Source organism: Natronomonas pharaonis DSM 2160, assembly GCF_000026045.1.
GTDB classification, from domain to species: domain Archaea; phylum Halobacteriota; class Halobacteria; order Halobacteriales; family Haloarculaceae; genus Natronomonas; species Natronomonas pharaonis.
The window spans coordinates 2,397,343-2,421,289 of record NC_007426.1 but is presented as its reverse complement, the minus strand read 5'-3'; the positions used below and the strand labels follow the sequence as shown (position 1 = coordinate 2,421,289).

Below are 23,947 nucleotides of genomic sequence, written 5' to 3'. Positions count from 1 at the left end.
TATATGACGGCGGCGGCCACAGGTAGACAAAGGGCCCTTCTATGTCTGAATCCGATACCACCGACGCCGGGGACGGGACGGCACTGCGGACGCCGATAGTCGCCGTGCTGGGCCACGTCGACCACGGCAAGACGAGCCTGCTCGACGAGGTCCGCGGCTCCGCCGTGACTGCCGGCGAAGCCGGGGCGATTACCCAGCACATCGGCGCGACGGCCGTGCCGCTTGATACCATCTCGGAGCTCGCCGGCCAGCTCGTCTCGCCGGAGGACTTCGATTTGCCCGGGCTGTTGTTCATTGACACGCCCGGCCACCACTCGTTTTCGACGCTGCGGTCGCGCGGCGGCGCGCTGGCCGACATCGCCATCCTCGTCGTCGACGTCAACGACGGCTTTCAGCCGCAGTCCTACGAGGCGCTCGACATCCTCAAGCGCACGCAAACGCCGTTCATCGTTGCGGCGAACAAAATCGACACCGTGCCGGGCTGGAATCCCAACCCGGACGAGCCGGTCCAGCGCACGCTGGAAGCCCAAAGCGACCGCGCTGAATCTCGGCTCAACGAACAGCTCTACGAGATTATCGGCGAACTCTCCGACGAGGGCTTTTCCGCCGATATGTACTGGCGGGTCCAGAACTTCCGTGAGAACATCGGCGTCGTGCCCGTCTCCGCCGAGACTGGCGAAGGTGTTCCCGACCTGCTGACGGTGCTGATGGGGCTTTCCCAGCGATATCTCAAAGAGGAGATGTCTATCGACGTTGGCGGCCCCGGCGTTGGGACCGTCCTCGAAGTCAAGGAGGAACGCGGCTTCGGGACGACGCTCGATATCGTCCTCTATGACGGCACAATCCGTGCCGACGACACCATCGTTGTCGGCGGCAAAAACGAAACCATCGTCACCGATGTCCGGGCGCTGCTACAGCCCCAGCCGCTCGCCGAAATCCGCACCGAAAAGCAGTTCGAGCAGGTTGAGGCGGTCGGCGCGGCGGCCGGTATCAAAATCGCTGCACCCGACCTCGACGATGCGATGGCCGGCGCGCCCGTCCGGGTCGTTCGCGACCGCCCCGTCGAAGAGGTCATCGCCGAAGTCGAGGCCGAACTCGCCGACATTCAGGTCGTCACCGAGGAGGAAGGCATCGTCGTCAAGGCCGACACGCTCGGCTCGCTGGAGGCCATCGCGGCCGCCCTTGAGGAAGCCGAGATACCCATCGTCCGCGCGGAGGTCGGCGACGTGGCCCCCCGCGATATCGCCGTCGCTTCGACGGCCGAGGAGCCGAAACACGAGGCTGTCCTCGCGTTCAACGTCGACGTGCTCGACGACGCCGAGCGAGAGGCCGAGGAAAAAGATGTCAAACTGTTCGCCGACGACGTCATCTACCAACTCGTCGAGGAGTACGACGACTACGTCACCGAAATCGAGGAGGCCCAACAGGAGCAGATTCTCGACAAAATCGAGCGGCCCTGTCGGTTCCGCGTTCTCAAAGACCACGTCTTTCGACAGTCCAATCCCGCCGTTGTCGGCGTCGAAGTCCTTTCGGGCACGCTCAAGCGCAACTCCCGTGTCGTCAAGTGGGACGGCAACGAGCCCGAACGCGTCGGCGAACTGAAATCGCTCCAGGATGCCGGCGACGACATCGACGAGGCCCGCACCGGCGAACAGGTCGCCGCCTCGATTGACGGCCCGACGGTCGGCAGACAGATCGAGGAAGGCGACGAACTCTGGGCGGAGGTCCCCGAGAAACACGCCAAGATCCTCGAACAGGAACTCGCCGACGAGATTCCGACCGACGAACTCGAAGCGTTGCGGATGTACCTCGACAAGCAGCGCAAGCGGGACCCCTTCTGGGGCAAGTAGCGCCTCTCGCGGGACTACCGCCCCTCTCGGAAGCAGTTGATCTAGCTACGGTAGCTACCATCAGTCGACGTACGCCGCCAGCCGCCGCGCGGCGATGATGTCGAACGCGCCGCCCACCACGAGGAAGCCGGCGACGGCCGCCGGCCCGAATGGCCCGATGTCGAGTGCCCCGTTGAGGAACAACAGCACCCCGAGTATCGCCAGCGCCGCACTCAGATTGATGACGCCGGCTCCCGGCGGCTGCTCAAATCGGATGACGACGGCCGCCGCCAACAGCACGCCGGCCAGCAGCACGCCCGGGGCGACTGTCGACAGCGCGGCGAAGATGATGCCGCCAGCGACCAGCCCGAAACCGGTCCGACGGACGGCGGCAACGCGGTCGGTCTCCGTATCGGTCACGGCGGCGCTTGGACACGCGGCGGCACTATCCCATCGGTTCAGCGCCGCGCTCCGAGCCTCCGGCAGGTTTCGCGGGAGCCGCCGACACAGCGTCACTGAGGGCGGCTACGAACGCTGCTGCAGTCGCCCTCAAGTGGCTGCCGGCACAGCACCGAACTGTGCCCGACACACCGACGCGGTACGACGGGTTGTTGGCGGCGATGCCGGCTTCCATGGCCGGAGGGGCAGCCGCTGGCTGGTGGTCGACAGCCCCGCTTGCGGCCGGGCTCGGCCTCGGTAGCGCCGTCGCCGCCGCCTTCGTCGCTGTCTCGCTGTTCGTCGTCCCGCCGGTCCCCAGCCGTGGCTGATACGCGCTACCCCCTCAACAGCCAACAGAAAGCCAGTGGGACCGCCCGGATTCGAACCGGACCCGAACGTGCTCGCTTTCGCTGTGCGCGTTCGGTAGGATTCGAATCCGCTCTTCGTCACGAAAACCGATAATGGGACCGCCCGGATTCGAACCGGGGTCACGGGCACCCAAGGCCCGGAGTATACCACTAACCCACGGTCCCTCTACTTACTGTAGCGGCAGCCCCCGTGAAAACGTTTCGTTCTCGTCGCCGCCGGCCCCAAGGGACTTACAGCGGTAGCGAGGCGAAAGCCCACCCGTTTACGGGTGTGGATGAAGCCGACAACTAGAACCCTCTCCACGAGGTCGAGCCATCCCGGAGTTTTATCCTCAATCGGGACGTAGCCATGACCACGCCGAGGCGGTTTCGCCGCCCTGGTAAACGGATAATATCGGGATTCGGGCCACGCCACGTCTGAAGGAATCCCCTTTGGGCCGCTGGCTGTGGATGCCGAACAGCACGGTAACTCTGAATCCCATGCCGGGATAGGAGTAACGGCGGCTTGGCCCCGCCAGGAGTTCTGGTCATGCCGACTGGACTGCAAACCTGAAACGCCCAACCAAGCGGTGCGGTACCGTGGGAATCCCACCCCGTTTACGGGTGGGAGGAGGTCAACTCCGCTGAATGTAGCGCCGTGCATGGTCACAACGCTCGAACTGACGCTGCTCGTCATCGCCTTGGCGCTGCTCTTCGGCGCATACACGGTCATCAAGGCCGTCAAGCCGTTCATTGTCAACGCGGTCGTCGGCGTCATCGTGTTGTTTCTCGCCAGCGCCCTCGGACTCGGGGTCGAAATCACGCCCGTCGCCGTCCTCATCTGTGCGGTCGGCGGTATCCCCGGCGCGATACTCGTGATGATATTGGCCTATGCTGACATCGCCTTCGCCGGGATGGTCATGCCGTTCGGCGCGGCGCTGCTCGCTTGAGCGTCAGTATTCGGTGCCCATCCGCGCCCGTTGTCCGTCGTCTATCGGGTGTTTCTCCTTGCGGACGTTCGTGACGAGGTCGGCCGACTCAATGAGATACTCCGGCCGCGAGTGGCTCCCTGACAGCACGAGTTCAAGGTTCTCCGGTTTTTCCTCGACGAGCCTGACGACCGCCTCGGGGTCGACGAGTTCCCTGTCGGCGGCGTAGAGTATCTCATCGAAGACGAGCATGTGGACGCCGTCGTCGGGGTCGCTGTCCGGGTCGAACGGCGACGTAAGGTCGGCGTCGTCGGCCGCCGCAACCAGCTCGTGGGCGCGGTCCAGTCCGGCTTCGGCCTCGGCGGCGTGGTCGCGTTCCTCCGTGCCGTCGTTCATCGCGTGCCAGCCGTAGTGGCCGAGGTTCTCATAGCTGATACCCGGCACTGCGGTGATGGCGTTGTATTCGCCGCGAACGTCGGCGACGCTGTCTGCGCCACCCTTCATAAACTGGAGGACGTGGACGCGGAAGCCGTGGCCGGCGGCGCGGAAGGCCATCCCGAGTGTCGCCGTCGTCTTGCCTTTGCCGTCGCCCCACCACACCTGCGTGAGGCCGAACTCGTCGGGGGCCGCCGGGTCGATAGCCTGCGCGGTCGGTGTTCGCCCGCGACCGGGCGTCGGTCGGTCAGTCATACCCTCACTTCGGCTGCCGTCGGCATGTGGCTGTCGTCCGTCGGAGCACACCGCGGCCGCCCCCGCCGCGGACGCAACCGTCATGGTCGCTCGCTGAAAACAGGGCGGCATGCGGATGGAACTGCGGGTGTGCAAACACTGCTACACCGGGGAGCACGGGAACGAACAGAAGACGGCCATCACACAGGACATGGTCGCCTGTGCCGAACAGATACGGGAGTACAAGGACCTGATATCGCTGGAATCGGTCTACATCACCAAGGTCGAAGAGGGCGGGTCCGACCGTGGTGAGGCCATTCCGGTCGTTGTCGCGGGCATCGAAGGCGACACCGTGACGCTGCGGGATACCCAACTCGTCATCGAGGACGACGACGAAAGCGTTCTCGTCTATCCGGAACCGGCGGACATTCTCGATGTCCTGACCCGGAACCTCGACCAAATTAACCAGCGGACCCGACAGGACGTCTCGGTCGCGCTCTCGGAGACCGGCGCCGAACTCGTCGCCTAACTCTTTGTCAATATCAACCCCCCGGCAAAGGACGGGCCTCCGCGACAGGTTTAGGTGCGTCCGATGGATGAATGGGGATAATGAGCACGGGTGCCTTTCTCTGTTCGTGCGCCGACACCTGCGACATCGACCTCGAAGCCGCCCGCGAGGACGTCGAGGATGTCGATGTCGCGGCCAGTTCGAGCCTGCTCTGTCAGGACAAAATCGGCGCGTTCGAACACGTCATCGACGAGTACGACCTCAGCGAACTGCTCGTCACCTGTCCGGAGCCGAAGATGCAGGAGAAGCTCCGTGGCGTCGCCGAGGAACACGGCGTTCACCCGGCGGAAATCGAGTTCGTCGACCAGCGCGAGGGGGCCGGCTGGGTCCACGACGAGCCGACGGCGACCGACAAAACCGCCCGCCTGCTCAACGCCGCTAACGCTGGCCGGCAGGAGACGCCGATGCCGCGGAGCTCGATACATCAGGCCGGCGACGAGGTCGTCGTCGTCGGCGCGCCCGAGGTCGCCGCCGCAATCGCCGGCCCGGCGACGGTGACGCTCTTTGCTAATGGCGCGGAACTCACCGACGTTGACGCCGACCTCGATGACGTATCGGTCGAGCGCGGCCGGGTTGTCGACGTTTCCGGAACCTACGGCGACTTCGAGGTGACCGTCCGCTCGCGGGTCACCGACGACTGCATCTCGTGTATGAAATGCGTCCACGAGGGGCCGGACGGGAAGGTGACCCGACGCCCGGTCGACATCGCCCCCGACGCCGAGGGCGGCGAGTGGGTCGATGTCTGTCCGACTGACGCTATCGAGATGGACGGCGTCGAACGCACCGTCGAGTGCGACCAGATTGTCTATCCCGACGGCGACAGCGGTACCGTCGGTGGGCAGCGGGGCTTCCATACGGCCCCCATCGACAGCCTCACCATCGACACCGTCGAGCGGCTGCTCGGCGGCTTCGAGAGCCCCGACTATCTCGACCTAGAGATGGATATCTGTGCGTCCGGCAACCACGGCGAAATGGGCTGTAACGCCTGCGTCGACGCCTGTCCGCACGGGGCCGTCGAACGAACGGCCATCGACGAGGTCGGGTTTCACCGCGACAGCTGTCAGGACTGTGGTGCCTGTACCAGCGCCTGCCCGACCGGCGCGACGATGCTCCGAGAGCCGTCGAACGAACGAATCGCCCGCGAGGTCGAGGCACTCCTGACGCCCGGTGATGACGGCGGCCTCGTCTCGGGGCTGCTCGGCGGCGACTCGCCCGGTATCGACTCACCGATTGTCGCCTTCGTCTGTTCGGAGCGGGCCGAGGCCGCGCTCTCGGAGTACGGTCGGCGTGCGGCCGCCGGCACGGACGACATCGAGTACCCGCCGATACTGCCGGTCGACGTCAACTGTACCGACACGGTCGGCGAGGCACACGTCCTGCACGCACTGGCAGCGGGCGCGGATGGCGTCGCCATCGTCGGCTGCGGCGGCCACTGTCTGCACTCCGGCCCCGACCCGAAAGCCGAACTCGTCGACCGGCTGAACACGGCAACGACCGACCTCGGGCTCGGCGAACGGGTCGCCTTCTTTTCGCCCGACCCCGACGACCCGGGGGCGTTCGTCGAGGCGCTTTCGCAGTTCGCCGTCGTCGGCCTCGACGAGTCGCCCGTCCCCGCCGGCGACCACGAGGCGACCGGCCGCATTGACGACCCGGACCGCGATGCGCCCGCCTTCGACACCCACGCGTGGGCGCTCGAAAGCGTCCGGACGATTCTCGAACACGTCGACCCCGACCGCGACCACATCCGTGGGTTGGAGACGTTCGGCGTCGTCGATGTCGCCGAGGGCTGTACGTTGACGCCGACCTGCTCGCGGTTCTGTCCGACGGATGCACTCCGCCGCACCGGCTCCGGGTTGGAGTTCAACCACGAGCGATGTGTCAACTGCGGGCTCTGTGCCGATGTCTGCGTCGAGGATGTCATCACCGTCGACGCCGGGCTTGACCTCGGGTTACTGCCCGAACAGCAGACGGGTCCGGACCCGGCGTGGACGCTCGTCGCGGAGGGAGAGATGCAGACCTGTGCCGGCTGTGGTCGGGAGTACACGAGCGAAGCCACCGCCGAAGCTATCGAGGAACGAATCGGCGACGTGGTCGCAGACCTCGCGCCGGAGGCCGAAGAAAGCATCATCCACTACTGCCCGCAGTGCCGGACGGAACTGCTCCATAGCGGCTCTTAGCTGAATTGAGGCGCTAAGCCCCCTTCCTCAACGAGCAGCGCAGTCCGCGTAGCGGACAAGGAGCGTTAACGAGAGCGGAGCTCTCGTTCGCACATCAGAACGCTTTGCGTTCTGAGGACGCAGTAGGGCGGGGATACAGCGTTCACGAGAGCAAGCTCTCGTGCAGCCCATCAGAAACTACGTTTCTGAGGACGTCCCCAGAAATCTCCGATTTCTGGTGTGCGAACGAATCGCTCCGCGATTCGTCAACGCCGTCTTCACCTTTCCTTGCATGTTCTGGAGGCTGTCTCACAGGCCCACGCAAGCATTTTTATCGGTGAACGCCCGACCAGCGTGTAAGATGGGCGTTCCGACCTGTGGACTTCGACTCGCTGGCCGTTCCACGTCGACCGGCTCGCTCCTTGCGAAGCTCCCAGCCACGGACAGCGTTAGAACGCGACAAGAAGCGTGCGCTGTCCCACGGAACTACCCCGTCGAGACACTAGGAGTGGGGCACTCCGAAGGAACGCCTGTGGAGACTGCGCTCCCTGTGGGAACCTCTCCGGTTCCTGCAAAGCGCGTTCATCAGATTCCGCGGAATCTGATTGGCTGTCAGACGCAGTCTGACAACGTCGTGGAAGCAGGAAACCCCACCCTCAGCGAGCGCGTCAGCGCGAGCAGGGTGGGGTAGTTCACAGGCCGCCCTAGTCGAGGAACTCCTCTTTGAGCTCCCAATCGGCCTTTTCGGCGGCGTGTTCGAGCGGGACGAACTCCCAGTCCGCCGCGTCAGCTATCCACTCGTCGCCGTCGACGCCGACGACGACCATCCGCTCGGCGTAGAACATCGACTCGGCGTCAATGTCGGCAAGCCGCTCGTCGGGCCCGGACTCGGAGCCGCCGAAAAAGTCCAGTTCGACGCCGGCCTCGCGCTGGAACTTCCGGATGGCGGGCGTCGAGACCTCGCCGACGACCCCGACCCAGTCGGCCCACTCTCTGGCCTCCGCGAAGACCCGCTGTGGCTCGGTGAAGTGGTGGGCGGCCTTGTAGGTAAGCGCCATGGTCATATCGTCGATATCGACATCGTGAGTCTCGGCCGTTCCGGCTTGTTCGATGCCGCCGCCCGGCGTGTTTTCGGCGGCGCTGCCGGACGTTCCGCCGCCGGCACCGCCCCGGTCCTCCGGGACGCCGACCGGGCCGCCCCCGCCGGTGCTCGGAACGCCGGGAGCGGCCTGCCGGTCCGGGCCGCCGCCGGTTGATTCCTCGCTTTCGCTCGTCGCTTCGGTATCACCATCCGTCCAGCCAGGGCTGGGTTCGTCGTCAGGGTCCCCTTCGCCCCGCCAGAGCCAGTCACCGTAGTTGCCGTCCGGGTCTTCCGCTTTTTCCTCGACGGCCATGTCGTCGAGGTCGATGCGCTCGGTCATCGGTCACCACCTCCGGCCGCGGCTGGGACCGGCGTTGCCGAATCGGGCAGGTCGGCGATGTCGAGCCGGCGGAGCAACTCGGCCGTCGGCCGGCCACGTTGGTCCCAGCCACGCTGGCGGTAGTAGCGGTCCAAGAGCGCATCGAAGGCGTCCGGGTCGATACCCTCACCGCCCGACTCCGGGGGTTCGGTCAACACGGCCGGTAGCTCGTCGTCCTCGCGGCAAAAGCCTTCGCGGACGTTGAACAGCCGCACCAGCGTCCAGACGCGCTCGCCGACCGCTTCGAGGTCCTCCGGGTCGTGGTCGTAGCCGAGGGCCTCCAGCCACTCGGCTCCGAGGTCGGCTCTGAACACCTCTTCGAGGAAGTCATCGGCGATGAGACTCCACAGCACTGCCCGGCGGTCCTGCTCGTCGACGACGGTCGCTGCGCGCCGCTCGGTGCTCCAGTCGCCGCCCGCTATCGGCTCTGCCTCAACGGGGCGAGCGCGGCGGTGACAGCCACCGCGGTCGCTCGTTGCGTAGGCAAGCGCCATCGCCGCCGCTCCTCTCGGGTCGTAGGACGACAGCTCCATGCCCTTGACTGTCGGAATCAGCCCCTCGCCACCGTACCGCTCGGCGGCGGCATCGACGCCGTCGGCGAGCGTGTCGCCGAGCGGCGTCGACCGCTCGGCGATTTCCTCGATGAGGTCGCGGGCGGCCGCTTCATCACCGAACGAAATCGACCGGTCGATGAGTCCCTCTTGGCTGGCGCGGACGGCCCACGCGACGGCGTTGCCGGCGGTGATGACATCGAGCGCCAACCGGTCACAGACCGTCCCGAGCGTGGCGACGGCGTCGAAGTCGTCGATACCGAGCCCCGCGCCCAAAACGATGGGCGTTGCCCCCCGAGGAACGCTCTCGCCGGCGTCGCTGTCGACACGGAACCCGCCGGGGACGGGGTCGTCGGGCCGCTCGCGACCGTGTGCGCGTTCGCGTGCCGTCTCGATGCCGATATCCTCGGCCCCGTCGAACTCGGCGTCCTGCCAGCCACGGGTCGGGAGCACGCCGACGGCGTCGGCGAAATCGACGGTTTCGAGCGTTTCGCTGGCCGCGAGCCATTGGCCAGTGTTGCTGTTTTTGAACGCGGCCTCGTAGCGGTCTCGGAGCTTCTCGAAGCCATCCGGGGCCGGCCCACGGGCGACGACGGCTTTCAGATTCTTGCTTCCCATCACCGTTCCCGCCCCGCCGCGGCCGGCGTGGTGGTCGCCGCCGTCCGAAGCGATAGTCGCATACTGGACGCCGTGTTCGCCCGCGGGGCCGATGCAGGCGACGGCGGCGTCCGGGAACGACTCACACGTCGCCTCGGCGTCGCGGCCCCACAGCGATGTCGCCGGCTCGACAGTCGCCTCGCCGTCCTCGATGACGAGGACGACCGGCTCGTCGGCCGCGCCCGTTATCTCGATGCCGAGATGTGGGCCGAGCGAGCCAGCGAGCCGAGCGGGGAACGTACCGCCGCCGTAGGAATCGAGGAACGCCCCGGTCAGCGGCGATTTCGTCAGCGCCGCGTACCGCTGGTCGCCGGGTGTGTAGCCGGTCAGCGGTCCGACCATAAACAGCAGGCGGTTTGCCGGCCCTGTCGGCTCGACGCCCGGTTCCATCTCATAGAGATACCGGGCTCCGAGCCCCTTCCCGCCGACGTACTTTTCGAGCCACGCGTCGGGAACAGCCTCGCTCGCCACGCGCCCGGCGGAGAGGTCGACCCGGAGCATCCGGTCTGCGATGGGCATTGTACTCCGATAGGGGCGCTCATGGGATTAAATGTCACGGTGTGGTTTCGGAGCTCGGAGCAAAGCACGTATAAAAAGACCTTCAATTGCTTGCAATCGAATGTAAAGAACCGGTATATTAATTGTAAATAGTATCATATGGTGGCCTATGTCACGTTCAACACTCGACCTTGACCGGCGGGGGTTCCTCAAGGCGGGGGCCGCAGGGACACTCGCTGCAGCAGTCGGGGGACGAACGCTACTCGAACGCGGTGGGGCACAGGACGACGCGGCGGGTGACGACGGACCGCCTTATACGGGCGAAGAGCTCGTCAAGACGGTCTGTACCCACTGCTCTGTCGGGTGTGGACTGAAGATGGCCGTCGAAGACGACACCATCGTCGGCCAGGAGGCGTGGGAGGACAACCCCATCAATCAGGGTGGGCTCTGTTCGAAGGGGTCGTCGCTCACGCAGACGGAGAACTCCGAACAGCGCCTCAAGGAGCCGATGAAGCTGGAGGACGGCGACTGGGTGCGGATGGACTGGGACGAGATTCTCGACGAAATCTGCGGCCGGCTCAACGATATCCACGAGGAGACGGGGCCACACGCGACGATGTGGGTCGGCTCGGCCTGTCACAGCAACGAGGCCGCATATCTCATCCGCAAGCTTGCCTCGCTGTACGGGACGAACAACATCGACCACCAGGCGCGTATCTGTCACTCGACGACCGTGACCGGCATCGCGAACACGTGGGGGGTGGGCGCGATGACGAACAACTCCAACGACATGCGCAACGTCGATGTCAACCTGATTATCGGCCACAACCCCATCGAGAGCCACCCGGTCGCTTGGCAGCATTTCCAGGTTGCCCAACAGCGCGGCGGCAAGCACATCGTCGCCGAGCCGCGGTACACCGAAACGGCGGCCGCCGCCGACGGATTCTATCAGTTCCGGTCGGGGACGGACGTGGCGTTCATCTACGGGCTGCTGTACCACATCGTCTTCAATCTCGACGCCCACGACGAGGCGTTCATCGACAGCCGTGTGATGGACTGGGCGGAGTTCCGTGACGACGTGTTGGTCGATTACGACCTCGAAACCGTCTCGGACATCTGTGGCACCTCCGAATCGGACCTCATGGAACTCGCCGAGGAACTCGCCGACGCCGACGTCAGTTGCGTCGAGTGGGCGATGGGCGGCACCCAGCACAACAACGCCAACGGCAACGTCCGTGCCTACGCGATGCTCAACCTCGCGCTCGGCCACGCCGCCCAGTCGGCCGGTGGCACACCGATTTTCCGTGGCCACGACAACGTGCAGGGCGCGACCGACCTCGGCGTCGATTCGAGTACACTGCCGGGCTACTACGGGCTCGACGAGAGCGCGTGGCGCCACTGGGCGAGTGTCTGGTCGGAGACCGAAAGCACCCCTGGCGAAATCAGCTACGAGGAGGTCCGCGAACGGTTCCACTCCCGAGAGCTGATGGAAAAAGACGGATTCACCGTCGCCCGCTGGTTCGAGGGTGTTCTCGACGACGAGTGGGAAATTTACCAGCCGGACCCGCTCCAAGCGGCTATCTTCTGGGGCCACGGGCTCGCCTCGCTCAGCGAGTACGGGAAGGTCCGCGAGGCGGTGAACGAACTCGACTTCATCGTCAACATCGACATCTTCCCGAACCAGGTTGCCGAACTCGCCGAGATGGATACCGACGCCTACCTGCTGCCGGCGGCGACGAATCTCGAAGAGGCCGGCAGCGCGACAAACACCGGCCGACAGATTCAGTGGCGGAGCCAGGCGGCGACGCCCCGACACAACGCCCGAAAAGACTGGGAGCTGATGTGTGAGTTCGGCGAACGCCTCGGCCTCGGCGAACACTTCGACTACGACGAGGTCGAAGACGTCACCCGCGAGTGGAACCTCGGGACCCGCTCGGTCGGCTACGTCGGCCAGACGCCGGAACGGCTGAAGGCCCACCAGGAAAACGCCGACCTGTTTAGTGTCGAGGACCTCCAGGCCGAGGTCGACGAGGCCCACGAGTTCCACGGCGAGTACTACGGGCTGCCGTGGCCCTGTTGGCACGAGGACCACCCCGGGACGCCGATTCTCTACGACGCCTCGAAGCCACCCTCGGAGGGTGGTATGGACTTCCGCGCTCGCTGGTGGGGAAGCCCGGATGACAACTGGCAGCTCAGAGACTCCTATGAGCCGGAGTGGTGGGACGGCGAAATCGAGGGTGTCCCACAGTATCCCGGCTTCGCGACGGTTCTTCCGGAGTCCGGGAACCCAGCCGCAAAGACACTCCCGATGGAGTACGCCGAACGCGAAGACACGTCGGTACTCGACACCGCCGAAGCACTCGCCGAGCGGGGCCACGACATCGACGTGTCTGACTACGAGGACTTCGACAACCCACAGCCCGACTCGCCGTGGGGGCGCGGCCGGGCACGAATGAAGGCGTGGAATCTCACCGACGAGTACCCGGTTCACCGGGAGCCGGCCGTTTCGCCGCGGCCGGACCTTGTCGAGGAGTATCCCTGCAACGACCGGGTTGAGGACCACTGGCGGGTCGAACTTGACAACTACCAGGTCCAGCAGGACAACATCGATGCCGTCGAGGACTACGACCTCGTGCTCACCTCCGGCCGACAGGTCGAACACACCGGTGCCGGAGCGAAGACCCGGAGTACGCTGGGGACCGCTTCGCGGGCGCCGATGATGTACCTGGAGATCCATCCGACGGTCGCGGACGAACTCGGTGTCGAGGAGGGTGACTGGATAGTCACCGAGACGCCGCATGCGGAGATGATGGTTCAGGCTCGGCCATCCGAGCGGGTCGCACCGGACCACGCCTTTGCCCCGTTCCACTGGAGCGGTATCCTCGAAGGCGAGAAAGTGACGGGCAACGTCCCCGATGGGCTCGAACCGCTCGTCATCGGCGAAACCATCAACGCCGGTACTGCACCGGCCTACGACGTCGAAACGCAGATGCAGGAGACGAAGACGACGCTCTGTAGCGTCCGGACCGCCGACGACGATGAGATTCCGGAGCTGTCCCAGACGCAGCTCGACTGGCAGGAACAGCGTATGAACCGACACAAACGGTAACCGACAATGAGCACCAACCAATCCAACGACACGGCCCGAGTCATCCCCAACTGGGAGTCCTGTATCGACTGCGGCGCCTGCGAGGTCGCCTGCCAGCGAACGTGGGACCTCCCGCCGGAGACGAACCGCATCGAGGTCGTCGCCCTCGAACATGGCACCGAAGACGAGGCCCAAAAGCCGATGCAGTGTTACAACTGCGCCGAGGCCCCTTGTGTCGATGTCTGTCCGACCGACGCCCTCCTGTTCCGCGACGACGGCACCGTGCGGGTATCGGGCGACCTCTGTATCGGCTGCCACTACTGCGGCGTCGGCTGTCCGTTCGGCGCGCCGCAGTACCCCGACGCCGAGGTCCCGGAAGCCGACGAGATGAACCCCCTCGGCGCACGGGGCAACGGGCTGATGGACAAGTGTACTACCTGCGAGCCCCGACAGGAAGAAGACCTCGAACCGGCCTGCTCCTCGGAGTGTCCGACCGACGCGCTGCTTTTCGGCACGCCGGATGAACTCTCCGAGAAGCTCGACGAAGAGGGCACCTCGACGCCGTTCGAACCGGAGGCCGCCCGCATCGTCTTCGGGGACGACGCCGACAGCGTGATATCGGAGTGATTCACCCATGCCACTCGAAATAATCTTCAACGAACCGTACACGCAGTGGGACTGGAAAATCGCCCAATACGTCGCGCTCATCGGCCTTGCCGGCGGCGCGTACCTGACCGCCTACGTCGCTGACGTGCTCTCGAAGCGACGGGAGTCAGTCGAGCACGGCCAGCTCGCCAAATACGGCTATCTGACCGGCCTGCTCGTCATCGCTATCAGCCCGCCGATTATGCTGTCTCACCTCGCGACGCCGTTCCGGGCGATGGCGCTCCCGTTTACGATGTCGAACCTCGGCTCGTGGATGGCTATCGGGTCGTACCTCATCGCCGGGTTCGGCCTTGGCGCGCTGTTGATGTTCGGCTGGACGGCCTTCGGGAAGGAGCGGCCCAATCGACCGGCGGTCGCCGACGGCGGCACGGATATTGCCTCCGACGGCGGTACGGCGGAGACAGCGACCGGCGGACGGACTGTCGGCGGTGGCGTCCGCGGCGTCGCCAACCGTGTCGGTCTGCTTGACCTGCTTGACCGGCTGGCCGATATCACCCGGCCGTCCGAGAAGATACGGCTCGGCCTCGGTGCGTTCTTTGGCGTACTCGCCGCCGGTGTCTTGCTGTACTCGGCGATGGCGCTCGGCTCCGGTGCCACCAACCGGGTGCCGTTGTGGGACAAAACGTTCCTGATTCCCGTTCAGATACTCAGCGGCCTCGGTGCCGGGCTGGCGGCGGCCGTCGGGCTGACAGCGCTTGCGACCCGCTCGCCGGGGCGGACGCTCCAGTCGTATGCCCTTGCGGCCTCCGGGCTGCTCGTGGGCTCCCTGCTGGCCGTTCTTGCGACGGTGACGATGCTGCCCGGACAGGCCCCGGCCGCGGCAGAGGCAGTCAACAACATGCTGACGACGTACGCTGGCCTCTTTATCGGCGTCGCTATCGTCGGCGGGATGGTCCTGCCTGCCATCTTCCTCGGCGGCAGTGCGCTCGCACAGCGGTCCGGAGCGCTCCCCGATGATGTCACCGCGGCATCGTACGTCTTCGCCGGCGCTCTCGCGGTCGCCGGCAAAATAGCGCTCGCGCTCGTTTACATCCTCGCCGCCGAGTTCACGCCGCTGCCGCTCCCGATGTAGCGGCGCAGGGCCAACCTGTTTATCACCGCGTTCCATACACGATTTCAACGCTCCTATGACACAACCAGCCGACACGGCGGCCGACCTCGCCGACCTGTATGCCTTCCTCTCGGGGGTCCTCGCGGACCCACCGAGCGAGGCGGCCGTCGACCGACTCGCAAGTGAACAGCTCCCGACTGACGCGTCACCGCAAGCGCTCGCCAACGGCTACCGACTGCTCTCGAAGTGGCAGTCGACTGTCAGTGACCCGGCTGAAGAAGCCGACCGCCTCAAGCGGGTTCACACCCGGCTCTTTGTCGGCCCACGGCCGAAGATGCAGGCCCACGAATCGTGGTATGCCGACGACTATCTGGGCGAGCCATTGGCGGCGGTCAAACAGACCTACCGCGACCTCGGCATCGAGCATTCCGAGCATCTCCGTGAGGAACCCGACCACGTGGCGGTCGAACTCGCCGCCCTCGAAATGCTCGCCCGCGACGGGGCCGACGACTACCGGCGGGCGTTCCTCTCGGCGCACGGCTGGTGGCTGCCGGCCGCCGCTGCCGACATCAAGGAGCTCACTGACGACACCTTCTACGAGGCAGTCGGATGGCTCGCCGAGGGGGCCGTCGAGGCCGACGCCTATCTCCTCGGGCTCGAACTCGACGACCTCGCACCGAGCTATCTGGACACGGGGACGCCGCGAACTGAACCGTGACCGACATCGTAGCGGCGCTTTCGGCCGCCGACGGTGTCACCTGTCTGGTCGGTGCCGGCGGCAAGAAGACGACGCTGTATGCGCTGGCAGGGTTGCTCGACCAGCCCATCGTGACGGCAACGGTTCGGATACCCATCTTCGACCGCGAGGTTGCGTCGGTCCGAGTCACCGACGACCCGGTCGCCGAACTCGACGCTGCCCCGCCGTACCCGCTCGGGCTCGTCGCCGGCCACGACCGCAGCGACCGCTACCGCGGCTACGGCCCCGAAATTGTCGATGCGGTCGCCGACGCCCACGACGGTCCTGTACTGGTGAAAGCAGACGGCGCGCGCACCCGAGAGTTCAAAGCGCCGAACAACCGAGAGCCACAGCTGCCGGCCAGCACAGCAACGGTCGTTCCGGTCGTCAGCGCCCACGCGGTCGGGAAGCCGCTGGATGAGACACACGTCCACCGGCCGGAGCGAGTCGCCGCGCTGGCCGACATCGATATCGGCGACGAAATAACTCCGGAGACGGTGGGCTCGGTCGTCGCCGACGAGGCTGGCGGTCTGAAGGATATCCCGGACGGCGCACGCGCCATCCCCCTTATCAACAAGGTTGACGACGCGGCCGACGAACGGACCGCCCGCGCTATCGCCGACGCGATTGCTGACAGAGCCGATGTCGAGGCTATCGTGCTGGCGCGGATGGCGACACCCGAAGTCGTCGATGTTGTTTGACCGCTGGTTTGCCCTCCGCCGTTGCTGTGGTGCCTCTGACGACCGATAAATAAATCCGTGTCTGCTCGCCCGATGAGAACCTGACCGGGGCCTATCTCTACCGCGGCCACGACCAGATACTCCCAGAGACGTTGTCTACCGTCAAAAGTAGCGGCCTCGGCACTCATAGGGCTCGTCGCTGCCGGCTGCCTACACCGACTCGGCCCGGATGCCTCGTCATCGGCCGGCCGGTCGTAGGCGCTCGACAGCCATGTCGGTTCCGCCCGGAGATACGCTTAAGTGATAGTGGTGTGTCACCATTAATCATGTCTGTTAGTACCACACATCGTTGTCGAAGTTGCGGTTTCGAAGCGCCGCCCGACGCCGACGCGTGGGGGAACGTCCAGCACCCGCCGCTCGGCGAACTGACGCAGTGTCCGGAGTGCGGGAGCACCGACACGACGACCATCTAAAGCTCGATTTTGGTCGTCGGGTCGTCGAGCTCCCATAGCAACTCCGGCAGGAACGCCTCGAGATGGTCGACAACTCGGCGCTCGCTGACGTCGAGGCCGTCGCAGTGGTCGTGGGCCTCCCCACGTATGCCGACGTGGATGTCGCCGTCCTCGACAGTCACCTCCAGCGGAAAGACCGAACAGCGGGTGGGCTTCCAGTCGTATTCAGCGTGGAGCTGACAGCGGCCATCGGCTCCGAGGAAGACACAGGCCATGCCGTCCTCGCCGGTGTGCGGGTGGTCGTCGGGTTTGGTTTCCCGGCGGACGAAGTCCCGGCCCTGAAACGAGGCTGTCGAGGCCGCAAGTGACTCCCGGTCGGCGAGTTCGAGGAAGTCCTGCTCGTACAGCAGCACGCCGTGGTGGCAACACCACGTGCAGTCGTCGACACACTCGAAGGTAAGCGAGGGGTCAAAGTCGACGACAGCTTCTTTGCCGGGATACACTTCGACGCGCACACGAACGCTGCGTGCCCGCGAGCAAAGTGGCTGTCGGAGACGGCCGTTCCGGCGGTAGTATATATACAGTGTGGTTCGTTCGCCGAACGAACTGGTGGAACCTTCGTCTCAGTAACGACCGCCAATGTTCAGCCTATTTCTTATATGCACATAAAGTTGCCGAATCAGTCGAAACGCCCGTCTGAGGCCGTCTACTGCCGGCAGTCACGGGGAATGGGGAGTATTTAATATTGTCCAGTCAAACACCCCGAGTGATGGCAGCGCCCGGTGTCGAGAGGCGGACGTTCACCGATGGACCCACGGCGAGCACAGCCGACGGCCCGGCGGCTCATTACCCATTGGTCGGCGACGACCAGCCCGCGTCCTCGGGCGACGCTGGCGCTGGAGCGCCGTTCGCAGACACGACGGGCGAAACCGGTGTTCGACTACCGTACGGATTCGTCGAAGCGGACGAGGCATCCGCCCTACGACCTCCTGCCATCGAGGTTTCCGGCGGGGCGGAGGCTGTCCTGGAGTGGTGCGGTGATAGCTCCTGCTCCACCCGCGGCACCGACTCCGGCTGTCGCCGAGGAGTCTCATTCGACCACGTCTTCGACGAGGAGGTACTTTCTCTGTGTTACCTACGAGCCGACCGTCAGCGCGGACACGCGGTGATCGTCGAATGACCGTTCCGTCGGCGACGCCCGGCGGCCGCGGACGTTCGATGGCACGCTACGGTGATTATCAATGAACAGTGACGACTCATCCTGCGACCGCGACAGTTGCGGTTGCGGGAGCAACGACGAACCAACGGACGAATCGTTCCATCCCATGGGTGAAGAATGGGAAGAGGAGATGCGAGAGAAGCTCGAGGAGACCGAATACGATGCGGACCTCGGCATGGAGATGGCGGAAGACGCCATGCGGCTCATTCAGGGCGAACTCTCTGAAGCCGAGTTCCACGACCGATACAACGACGCGGTCGTCGAGGAGTTCGATGTCGACGACCGCCCGACTGCCGAGGCCTACGAGGAAGAGATGGAGTCCGACGACGGAGGTCTCTTCCAGCGGCTCACTGGCGAGGACGGTACTGTCGGGAAGCTGTCCGACTTCGACCCCGACACTGACCAGACCCGTCGAGACACGATGAAGAAGATGGGTGCCGGTGCTGCGGCGCTCGGCTTCAGCGGTGTCGCGAGCGCCGCCAGCCCGACCGACGACGAGTACGGTGACAACCCCGTATCGGACACGGGCGACGACGACGATGTCCAGATGGGGATGGTCATTGACCTCGAACGCTGTGACGGCTGTCTGGAGTGTGTCACGGGTTGTATCGAGGAGAACCAGACCTCGGAGGGTGCAAACTGGATGTACGTCCTCACCTACGAGGACGAGCAGACAGAACAGGAGAACTTCCTCGTTCGGCCCTGCCAGCACTGTTCGAACGCGCCGTGTGAGAAGGTCTGTCCGGTTCGGGCCCGACACACCCGCGACAAGGACGGTCTCGTGTTGACGAACTACGAGGTCTGTATCGGCTGCCGATACTGTCAGGTCGCCTGTCCGTACGGTGTCAACTACTTCCAGTGGGGCGAACCCGACGTTCCATACGAGGACCTCCCCGGCTCCGAAAACGACTACGACGAGCTCAAGGAGATGCCGTATGAGGAACGACAGGAACACCTCAAAGAGACTGACGACCACCTCCACGACGAGCGCGGCCAGTGGAACGACATGCGGCCAGCGCAGGGTACCATGGGCAAGTGTACCTTCTGTCCGTCCCGGCAGGATGGTCACCAAGGCGAAGAGAAGGTCGGTACCGTCGCCTGTATGGAGGCCTGCGACACGGCCGGCATGAGCGCCATTCACTTCGGCGACGTCAACGACCCCGACAGCCGGCCCAACCAGTTCCTCGAGCAGCGCGCCGAGGAAGCCCTCGAAAACGAAGACGGCGAGACCAACAACGTCGACATCGACGAAGACTGGGGCGAATCCAACACGCCGTGGGGCGGCAAGCTCTCGGCGTTCAAGCTGCTCGATGACCTCGGCACCCAGCCGAACGTCACGTACCTCGGCAACGAGCCCGGCCCCGAAGCCGAGCAGGTTGAGGGCCCGGTCACCTACGAGCAGATCGGCGTTCAGGACGACCGCAAAGAGCACCTCGACCAGCTGACCTTCGGGACGGGTGATGACTGATGTCCTCGAAAACACCTAGTACGGACGATATCGTCCGTCCGATGCAGACAACGGGCAAGAAATTCTACATCGTCTTCGCCCTCGCGGCCGTTGTCGGGCTCGCTTGGATCGGCCTGTGGCTCTATCAGGTCGACCGTGGGCTCGCGGTTACGAACCTCTCCGATTGGGGCTCCGGTGGCGGCGTCACGTGGGGTCTCTACATCGGCGCGTTCATCTGGTGGGTCGGTATCGCCCACGGCGGTATCATCCTCTCTGCGGCTGTCCGGCTGTTCGGTATGAAAAAATACCAGCCGGTCGCCCGACTCGCAGAGCTGTTGACGCTCGGCGCGCTGAGCATGGCCGGCTTCTACATTGTCGTCCACATGGGCCGACCAGACCGGATGGTCACGAGCATCGTCGATTCATACCCGGTGACTGTCCACCAGTCGCCGCTCGTGTGGGACGTGACCGTCATCACCCTCTACATGGTGATGACCGCCACGTATCTGGCACTGACGCTTCGTTACGACATGACGCGGCTTCGGGATGACCTCCCGAACAAGCTTGAGCCGCTCTACAAGGTGATGACCATCGGCTACACGAAAAAGGAAGACCAGATTATCGAACGGATGGTCTGGTGGCTCGCGCTCGGTATCATCGTCATGGCGCCGCTCTTGCTCCACGGTGGTGTGATTCCGTGGCTGTTCGCGCTGGTGCCGTCGATGCCCGGCTGGGACGGCGCTGTGCAGGGGCCGCAGTTCCTGTCTATCGCGCTGACCTCCGCGCTGGCCGGCGTCATCATCCTGTCGACCGTGCTCCGCCGCGGCTACGACTGGTATCACATCCTGACTGACAAGGTCGTTCAGGGGCTAACTCTGTGGCTCGGACTGTTCAGCCTGCTGTTCCTGTGGCTCCAGCTCCAGCAGATTATCACCGGCGTCTACGCCGCCCCTGTCGACGAGGCGTACGTCACGATGGCGAAGATCACCTCGCCGGTCTACTGGTTCGCTATCGGCCTCGTCATCATCGCGCTGGCGTACATCTTCGCACAGGCGGTCAAGCCTGAGAAGTACTTCACCGCGACCCGGTCGATTATCGCGAGTGTCATGGTGCTTGTCGGCACCCTCGTCGAGAAGGTCTTCTTCGTCGTCGAGGGACTGCAGTATCCGACCTTCGGGATGTACTACAGCGTGCCCGGCGACTACTTCCCCAGCCCCATCGAGCTGGCGTCGGTTGCAGGGACTATCGCGCTGTGTACCCTGTTCTTCATGGCCGTCCTCAAGCTGTTCCCGGTCATCGAACTGCACGCGATTGAACACCTCCGTGGCGACGGCCACGGTCATTCGGAGGCTGATGACTAATGACGTGGGAATTCATCTACCCCGGCACGTGGGTCATCTTCGCCGTCATCGGACTGCCGGTCTATACGGTCGTCCTCGCGTGGTTCCTCGGCAAACCGCGCACCATCAAGACGTCGCTGATGGGGCTCAGCTACCTCATCGGTATCATCGTCTCGATGTGGGTCGGACTCTACATCCTGACCCAACTGCTCGGCATCGTGCTTCCGCCGGCGATGTGACCCCCACCTGAGACGACGTATCGACCGCCGAACAACCCGATTTCGATGTTTCTTCTCGTGGCCGGAAAGTAAAGTCTCATACGTCCGCGAGCCCTTCAAACGGACAATCAGATGACCGAACTCGAAGACGAACTCGAAGCGCGGCTCCGGGAAATCGAAGACCCGATCGTCGGCGAGGATATCCTGTCGATGCAGCTGATAAACGACGTCGAAATCGACGACGGGACGGCGTCGATTTCGCTGGCGTTCAACACGCCGTTCGCCCCGGCAGAGCTGGAGCTCGGCGACGAAATCCGTGCGGCAGTCTCCGATGTGGGCCTCGAACCTGACCTCTACGCCGAGGTCGGCCGCGAGCACGGCTTCGACGAGGAAGTAATGCCGAACGTCCGGAACGTCGTCGCGGTCGCCTCCGGCAAGGGCGGCGTCGGGAAGACGACCGTTGCCGCGAACCTCGCGGCCGGGCTCGACGAGCTCGGTGCCCGTGTCGGCCTGCTTGATGCCGACATCCACGGCCCGAACGCGCCCCGCGTCCTGCCGGTCGAGGAACAGCCCGGTGTCACCCCCGATGAGAAAATCGTCCCGCCGACCGCCGACGGCGTGAAGGTCATGAGCATGGGCTTTCTCCTCGAAGAGGAAGACGACCCGGCCATCCTCCGTGGGCCGATGGTCAACAACGTGATGACTCACTTCTTCGAGAACGTCGAATGGGGCGCGCTCGACTATCTGGTCGTTGACCTGCCGCCCGGGACCGGCGACGCCTCGCTTGACCTCGTTCAGACACTGCCGGTTGCCGGTGTCGTCATCGTCACGACGCCACAGGAGATGGCCGTCGACGACGCGCGGAAAGGGCTGCGGCTCTTCGAGAAGCACGAGACGCCTGTCCTCGGCATTGTCGAGAACATGAGCCGCTACCACTGTCCGAGCTGTGGCGACGAACACGACCCGTTCGGCCGCGGCGGGGCCGAGGAGATGGTCGAAAGCTACGATGTCGAACTGCTCGGTCAGCTCCCGATTCACGAGGACTTCGGTGCCGACGGGAGCGAACTTCCGGCAGTCAAGCTGGATGCAAGCCCCGTTCAGGACGCTGCACAGTCGGTCATGACCGACATTGCCGACCGACTCGGCGAGGTTAACCGTCTCAAAGTCGCCGACATGCTTGAGCTTGGCCGTGAGGAGGACAAGAGTCCGGTTGACGAGTCGCCGCAGTCACAGTCGGGACCGAAGCTGTAGTTAGCTGTAGCCGCGCCAGCGGTGGCCGCACTCCTTGCACTTAAAAAAGCGCGTCGGTGGCTCGTCGGCGGCCCCGGTCTGTTTTATTGTATACCACGCTTCGCCGTGGCCGCACTCGTCGCAGATGATGTCATCGGCCGTCGGCTTCCCCTCGAAATCGGCGTCGGGGGATGATTCGATGACATCGTCGTCGGTCTGTGCGTCGGTGCTGACGAACTCGGCGGCTTTGGCTTCGTCTTTTTCCGTCGTTGCGCCACAGGACGAACAGACCATCGCCTCGCCCTGGGCGTGCATCATCGAACCGCAGTCGTCACAGAACTGCATACGTGTTCGTAGCTGGGGCGAACGCAAAAGTCTGCGGTCCCCTATTCTTCGTCCGGAAAGAGCGCCTTGGCGTGCTCCCGACGGGCCACTATCGGACAGTCGACGACGCGGAACTGCTTGCTATCGAGGACGGCGGCGATTTCGGTCCCCGGGTGTTCACATGCGAGTTCCGGCGGTGCCGCAAAGTACTCACATCGCTGGCAGTACTTGTCCTTTTGAACGACCGTCTCGCCGGAATCGACTGCCGCTCCCTCGCCGGCAACCGCCGCTTCCGCCGCCTCGGCCGGCTCCGAAGTCGCCTCTGCCGGGTCAGCAAGCACCTCCTCCCAGAGCTCCTCACCGTCGACGTCCGGCGTTTCGACCTCGGTAAATAGCTCTTCGAGCGACTCGTCGTCGGCAGGCTCTAATTCGAATTCAGCAAGCGATTCGTCGACAGCGACAGCCGGGTCGTCATTCTCCTCCACAGCCGCTTCCGGGTCGTCATTCTCCTCCACAGCCGCTTCTGGGGCGTCATCGCTCTCGTCAGCCGTCCCGGCAGCGGCGTCGTCGGCATCTTCACTCATCGTCATGCTCCGCCTTCGGGGTATCCGGGCCAACAAGCCGCGGCGTCGAGAACCACCGCAGGCGGCCGTCGGCGTACTCGATGTCGCGGAACTCGACATCACAGTACGGACACAGCGGCTCGCCGAGCAGGCCGATGCTGACTCGCTCGCCACAGGACGCACAGACGGCGTCGGTCGTTCCGTTCCTGTTGGCTCGCTGTCTGAGATGTGCTAATATCTCCGCGTCCGTGGTCGATATCGACTCGATTTCACGGCGGAGCGCGAGCACGACCCGCGCCAGCCGGTCGAGCTTCCCCTCGACATCCTCGAACCGGTCGTCGACGGTCGTTAGCTCTTGGGAGAGGTCTTCGATGTCCCGACGAACCGTCTCAAGCTCGCCTGCGAGGTCTTCTGTGCGAGTGGCGAGTTGGTCGAACTCCTCGTGGCCGTGGTCGGCGTGGGCGCGGTCTTGGACGAGGTCGCGGAGCTGGAGGACACGGCTGCGGAGGTCCTCGACGTTGTCTGCCAGCCCCGTTTCGACGGCCTCGAGGCGGCCTTCAATTTCGCCGAGGTCATCAGCCGCCTCCAGACGGTCGGCAACCGCCTCATCGACTACCGCCTCGATATCGAGGCTCTGCATGAGCTCTTTGGTTTCTTCGTCACCGATTTCGGCGGCGGTACGGTACGAGCCGACAAGTTGGACGAGAAGCTCCTCGCGGTCCATACCGAGCGTTGCCGCTCGTTCGTCGAGCCACTCGGCGAGCGAGGGTGGCAGCGAGACGGAGAATTCGGCCCCACCTGCCGGCTCAGTAGCCATCAGGTGTTGTTAGG

24 protein-coding genes, 1 tRNA gene and 1 pseudogene are annotated in these 23,947 nt (G+C 64.7%); 17 read left to right on the top strand and 9 right to left on the bottom strand.

What is annotated here, in order from left to right:
* The first annotated feature begins 41 nt into the window (after nucleotides 1–41).
* The gene (infB, locus tag NP_RS12275; RefSeq protein WP_011324193.1) at nucleotides 42–1,850 is read left to right on the top strand and encodes a translation initiation factor IF-2; all 1,809 of its coding nucleotides are present in this window, start codon (nucleotides 42–44) and stop codon (nucleotides 1,848–1,850) included.
* Between the two features lie 60 nt (nucleotides 1,851–1,910).
* Here the strand turns inward: infB and NP_RS12270 are convergent, their stop codons facing one another.
* Nucleotides 1,911–2,249, bottom strand: a complete 339-nt coding sequence (locus tag NP_RS12270; RefSeq protein ID WP_049939736.1) for a hypothetical protein — start codon at nucleotides 2,247–2,249, stop codon at nucleotides 1,911–1,913.
* A gap of 158 nt (nucleotides 2,250–2,407) precedes the next feature.
* Here NP_RS12270 and NP_RS14485 point away from each other — a divergent pair, with 158 nt between their 5' ends.
* On the top strand, nucleotides 2,408–2,596 hold the full coding sequence (locus NP_RS14485; protein ID WP_011324191.1) for a hypothetical protein: 189 nt from the start codon (nucleotides 2,408–2,410) through the stop codon (nucleotides 2,594–2,596).
* A 133-nt stretch (nucleotides 2,597–2,729) separates the two neighbouring features.
* Here NP_RS14485 and NP_RS12265 read toward each other — a convergent pair.
* Nucleotides 2,730–2,800, bottom strand: a tRNA-Pro gene (locus NP_RS12265).
* A 476-nt stretch (nucleotides 2,801–3,276) separates the two neighbouring features.
* Here NP_RS12265 and NP_RS12260 point away from each other — a divergent pair.
* A complete protein-coding gene (locus NP_RS12260) occupies nucleotides 3,277–3,564 on the top strand; it encodes a pro-sigmaK processing inhibitor BofA family protein (RefSeq protein WP_011324190.1) in 288 nt (95 codons plus the stop codon).
* 3 nt (nucleotides 3,565–3,567) lie between these two features.
* Here the strand turns inward: NP_RS12260 and NP_RS12255 are convergent, their stop codons facing one another.
* Complete coding sequence (locus tag NP_RS12255; protein ID WP_011324189.1) at nucleotides 3,568–4,233, bottom strand: cob(I)yrinic acid a,c-diamide adenosyltransferase; 666 nt, start codon at nucleotides 4,231–4,233, stop codon at nucleotides 3,568–3,570.
* A gap of 109 nt (nucleotides 4,234–4,342) precedes the next feature.
* Here NP_RS12255 and NP_RS12250 point away from each other — a divergent pair, with 109 nt between their 5' ends.
* The 3 genes and pseudogenes from NP_RS12250 to NP_RS15140 form a co-directional block, all read left to right on the top strand.
* Nucleotides 4,343–4,741 (top strand): hypothetical protein, encoded by a 399-nt coding sequence (locus NP_RS12250; RefSeq protein WP_011324188.1) that lies wholly within the window; start codon nucleotides 4,343–4,345, stop codon nucleotides 4,739–4,741.
* An 80-nt stretch (nucleotides 4,742–4,821) separates the two neighbouring features.
* Complete coding sequence (locus NP_RS12245) at nucleotides 4,822–6,957, top strand: hydrogenase iron-sulfur subunit (protein ID WP_049939735.1); 2,136 nt, start codon at nucleotides 4,822–4,824, stop codon at nucleotides 6,955–6,957.
* 472 nt (nucleotides 6,958–7,429) lie between these two features.
* Nucleotides 7,430–7,627 (top strand): annotated as a pseudogene (locus tag NP_RS15140) (hypothetical protein); the annotation flags it as partial.
* Between the two features lie 13 nt (nucleotides 7,628–7,640).
* Here the strand turns inward: NP_RS15140 and NP_RS12240 are convergent.
* Nucleotides 7,641–8,357: a DUF7124 domain-containing protein gene (locus NP_RS12240; protein WP_011324186.1), complete on the bottom strand. Its 717-nt coding sequence runs from the start codon at nucleotides 8,355–8,357 to the stop codon at nucleotides 7,641–7,643.
* Entirely contained in the window at nucleotides 8,354–10,123 is a 1,770-nt protein-coding gene (locus NP_RS12235; protein WP_011324185.1) for an aldehyde ferredoxin oxidoreductase family protein, read from the bottom strand. The genes NP_RS12240 and NP_RS12235 overlap by 4 nt, the downstream gene beginning before the upstream one ends.
* A gap of 148 nt (nucleotides 10,124–10,271) precedes the next feature.
* Here NP_RS12235 and NP_RS12230 point away from each other — a divergent pair, with 148 nt between their 5' ends.
* From NP_RS12230 to NP_RS14820, 6 genes are all read left to right on the top strand, one after another.
* Entirely contained in the window at nucleotides 10,272–13,211 is a 2,940-nt protein-coding gene (locus tag NP_RS12230; RefSeq protein ID WP_011324184.1) for a molybdopterin-dependent oxidoreductase, read from the top strand.
* Between the two features lie 6 nt (nucleotides 13,212–13,217).
* Nucleotides 13,218–13,817 carry a 4Fe-4S dicluster domain-containing protein gene (locus NP_RS12225; RefSeq protein WP_011324183.1) on the top strand — a complete coding sequence of 200 codons (600 nt, stop codon included), beginning with the start codon at nucleotides 13,218–13,220 and terminating at the stop codon, nucleotides 13,815–13,817.
* Between the two features lie 7 nt (nucleotides 13,818–13,824).
* Nucleotides 13,825–14,928, top strand: coding sequence for an NrfD/PsrC family molybdoenzyme membrane anchor subunit (gene nrfD / locus NP_RS12220; protein WP_011324182.1), 1,104 nt, complete (start codon nucleotides 13,825–13,827; stop codon nucleotides 14,926–14,928).
* Between the two features lie 55 nt (nucleotides 14,929–14,983).
* Complete coding sequence (locus tag NP_RS12215) at nucleotides 14,984–15,625, top strand: TorD/DmsD family molecular chaperone (RefSeq protein ID WP_011324181.1); 642 nt, start codon at nucleotides 14,984–14,986, stop codon at nucleotides 15,623–15,625.
* The gene (gene yqeC, locus NP_RS12210; RefSeq protein WP_011324180.1) at nucleotides 15,622–16,344 is read left to right on the top strand and encodes a selenium cofactor biosynthesis protein YqeC; all 723 of its coding nucleotides are present in this window, start codon (nucleotides 15,622–15,624) and stop codon (nucleotides 16,342–16,344) included. The genes NP_RS12215 and yqeC overlap by 4 nt, the downstream gene beginning before the upstream one ends.
* A gap of 305 nt (nucleotides 16,345–16,649) precedes the next feature.
* Nucleotides 16,650–16,796 carry a hypothetical protein gene (locus NP_RS14820; RefSeq protein ID WP_011324179.1) on the top strand — a complete coding sequence of 49 codons (147 nt, stop codon included), beginning with the start codon at nucleotides 16,650–16,652 and terminating at the stop codon, nucleotides 16,794–16,796.
* Here NP_RS14820 and NP_RS12205 read toward each other — a convergent pair.
* A complete protein-coding gene (locus NP_RS12205; RefSeq protein WP_011324178.1) occupies nucleotides 16,793–17,290 on the bottom strand; it encodes a YkgJ family cysteine cluster protein in 498 nt (165 codons plus the stop codon). The genes NP_RS14820 and NP_RS12205 overlap by 4 nt on opposite strands.
* 254 nt (nucleotides 17,291–17,544) lie before the next feature.
* On the opposite strand from NP_RS12205, the gene NP_RS12200 reads away from it, so the two are divergent.
* From NP_RS12200 to NP_RS12180, 5 genes are all read left to right on the top strand, one after another.
* On the top strand, nucleotides 17,545–17,955 hold the full coding sequence (locus tag NP_RS12200) for a hypothetical protein (protein WP_011324177.1): 411 nt from the start codon (nucleotides 17,545–17,547) through the stop codon (nucleotides 17,953–17,955).
* Nucleotides 17,956–18,016: 61 nt separating this feature from the next.
* Nucleotides 18,017–19,462, top strand: coding sequence for a 4Fe-4S ferredoxin N-terminal domain-containing protein (locus NP_RS15000; protein WP_011324176.1), 1,446 nt, complete (start codon nucleotides 18,017–18,019; stop codon nucleotides 19,460–19,462).
* Nucleotides 19,462–20,802: an NrfD/PsrC family molybdoenzyme membrane anchor subunit gene (nrfD, locus tag NP_RS12190; protein WP_011324175.1), complete on the top strand. Its 1,341-nt coding sequence runs from the start codon at nucleotides 19,462–19,464 to the stop codon at nucleotides 20,800–20,802. Before NP_RS15000 ends, nrfD (NP_RS12190) begins: the two co-directional genes overlap by 1 nt.
* Nucleotides 20,802–21,020, top strand: coding sequence for a hypothetical protein (locus NP_RS12185; protein ID WP_011324174.1), 219 nt, complete (start codon nucleotides 20,802–20,804; stop codon nucleotides 21,018–21,020). Before nrfD (NP_RS12190) ends, NP_RS12185 begins: the two co-directional genes overlap by 1 nt.
* A gap of 111 nt (nucleotides 21,021–21,131) precedes the next feature.
* Nucleotides 21,132–22,250 carry an Mrp/NBP35 family ATP-binding protein gene (locus tag NP_RS12180; protein ID WP_011324173.1) on the top strand — a complete coding sequence of 373 codons (1,119 nt, stop codon included), beginning with the start codon at nucleotides 21,132–21,134 and terminating at the stop codon, nucleotides 22,248–22,250.
* Here NP_RS12180 and NP_RS12175 read toward each other — a convergent pair whose 3' ends face one another.
* Genes NP_RS12175 through NP_RS12165 form a run of 3 tightly spaced genes read right to left on the bottom strand, consistent with a single transcriptional unit; the run spans nucleotide 22,251 to nucleotide 23,933 of the window.
* A complete protein-coding gene (locus tag NP_RS12175) occupies nucleotides 22,251–22,574 on the bottom strand; it encodes a transcription factor S (protein WP_011324172.1) in 324 nt (107 codons plus the stop codon).
* A gap of 41 nt (nucleotides 22,575–22,615) precedes the next feature.
* Nucleotides 22,616–23,137 carry a hypothetical protein gene (locus tag NP_RS12170; protein ID WP_011324171.1) on the bottom strand — a complete coding sequence of 174 codons (522 nt, stop codon included), beginning with the start codon at nucleotides 23,135–23,137 and terminating at the stop codon, nucleotides 22,616–22,618.
* On the bottom strand, nucleotides 23,130–23,933 hold the full coding sequence (locus tag NP_RS12165; RefSeq protein ID WP_011324170.1) for a rad50 ATPase: 804 nt from the start codon (nucleotides 23,931–23,933) through the stop codon (nucleotides 23,130–23,132). The genes NP_RS12170 and NP_RS12165 overlap by 8 nt, the downstream gene beginning before the upstream one ends.
* Between the last annotated feature and the right edge of the window lie 14 nt (nucleotides 23,934–23,947).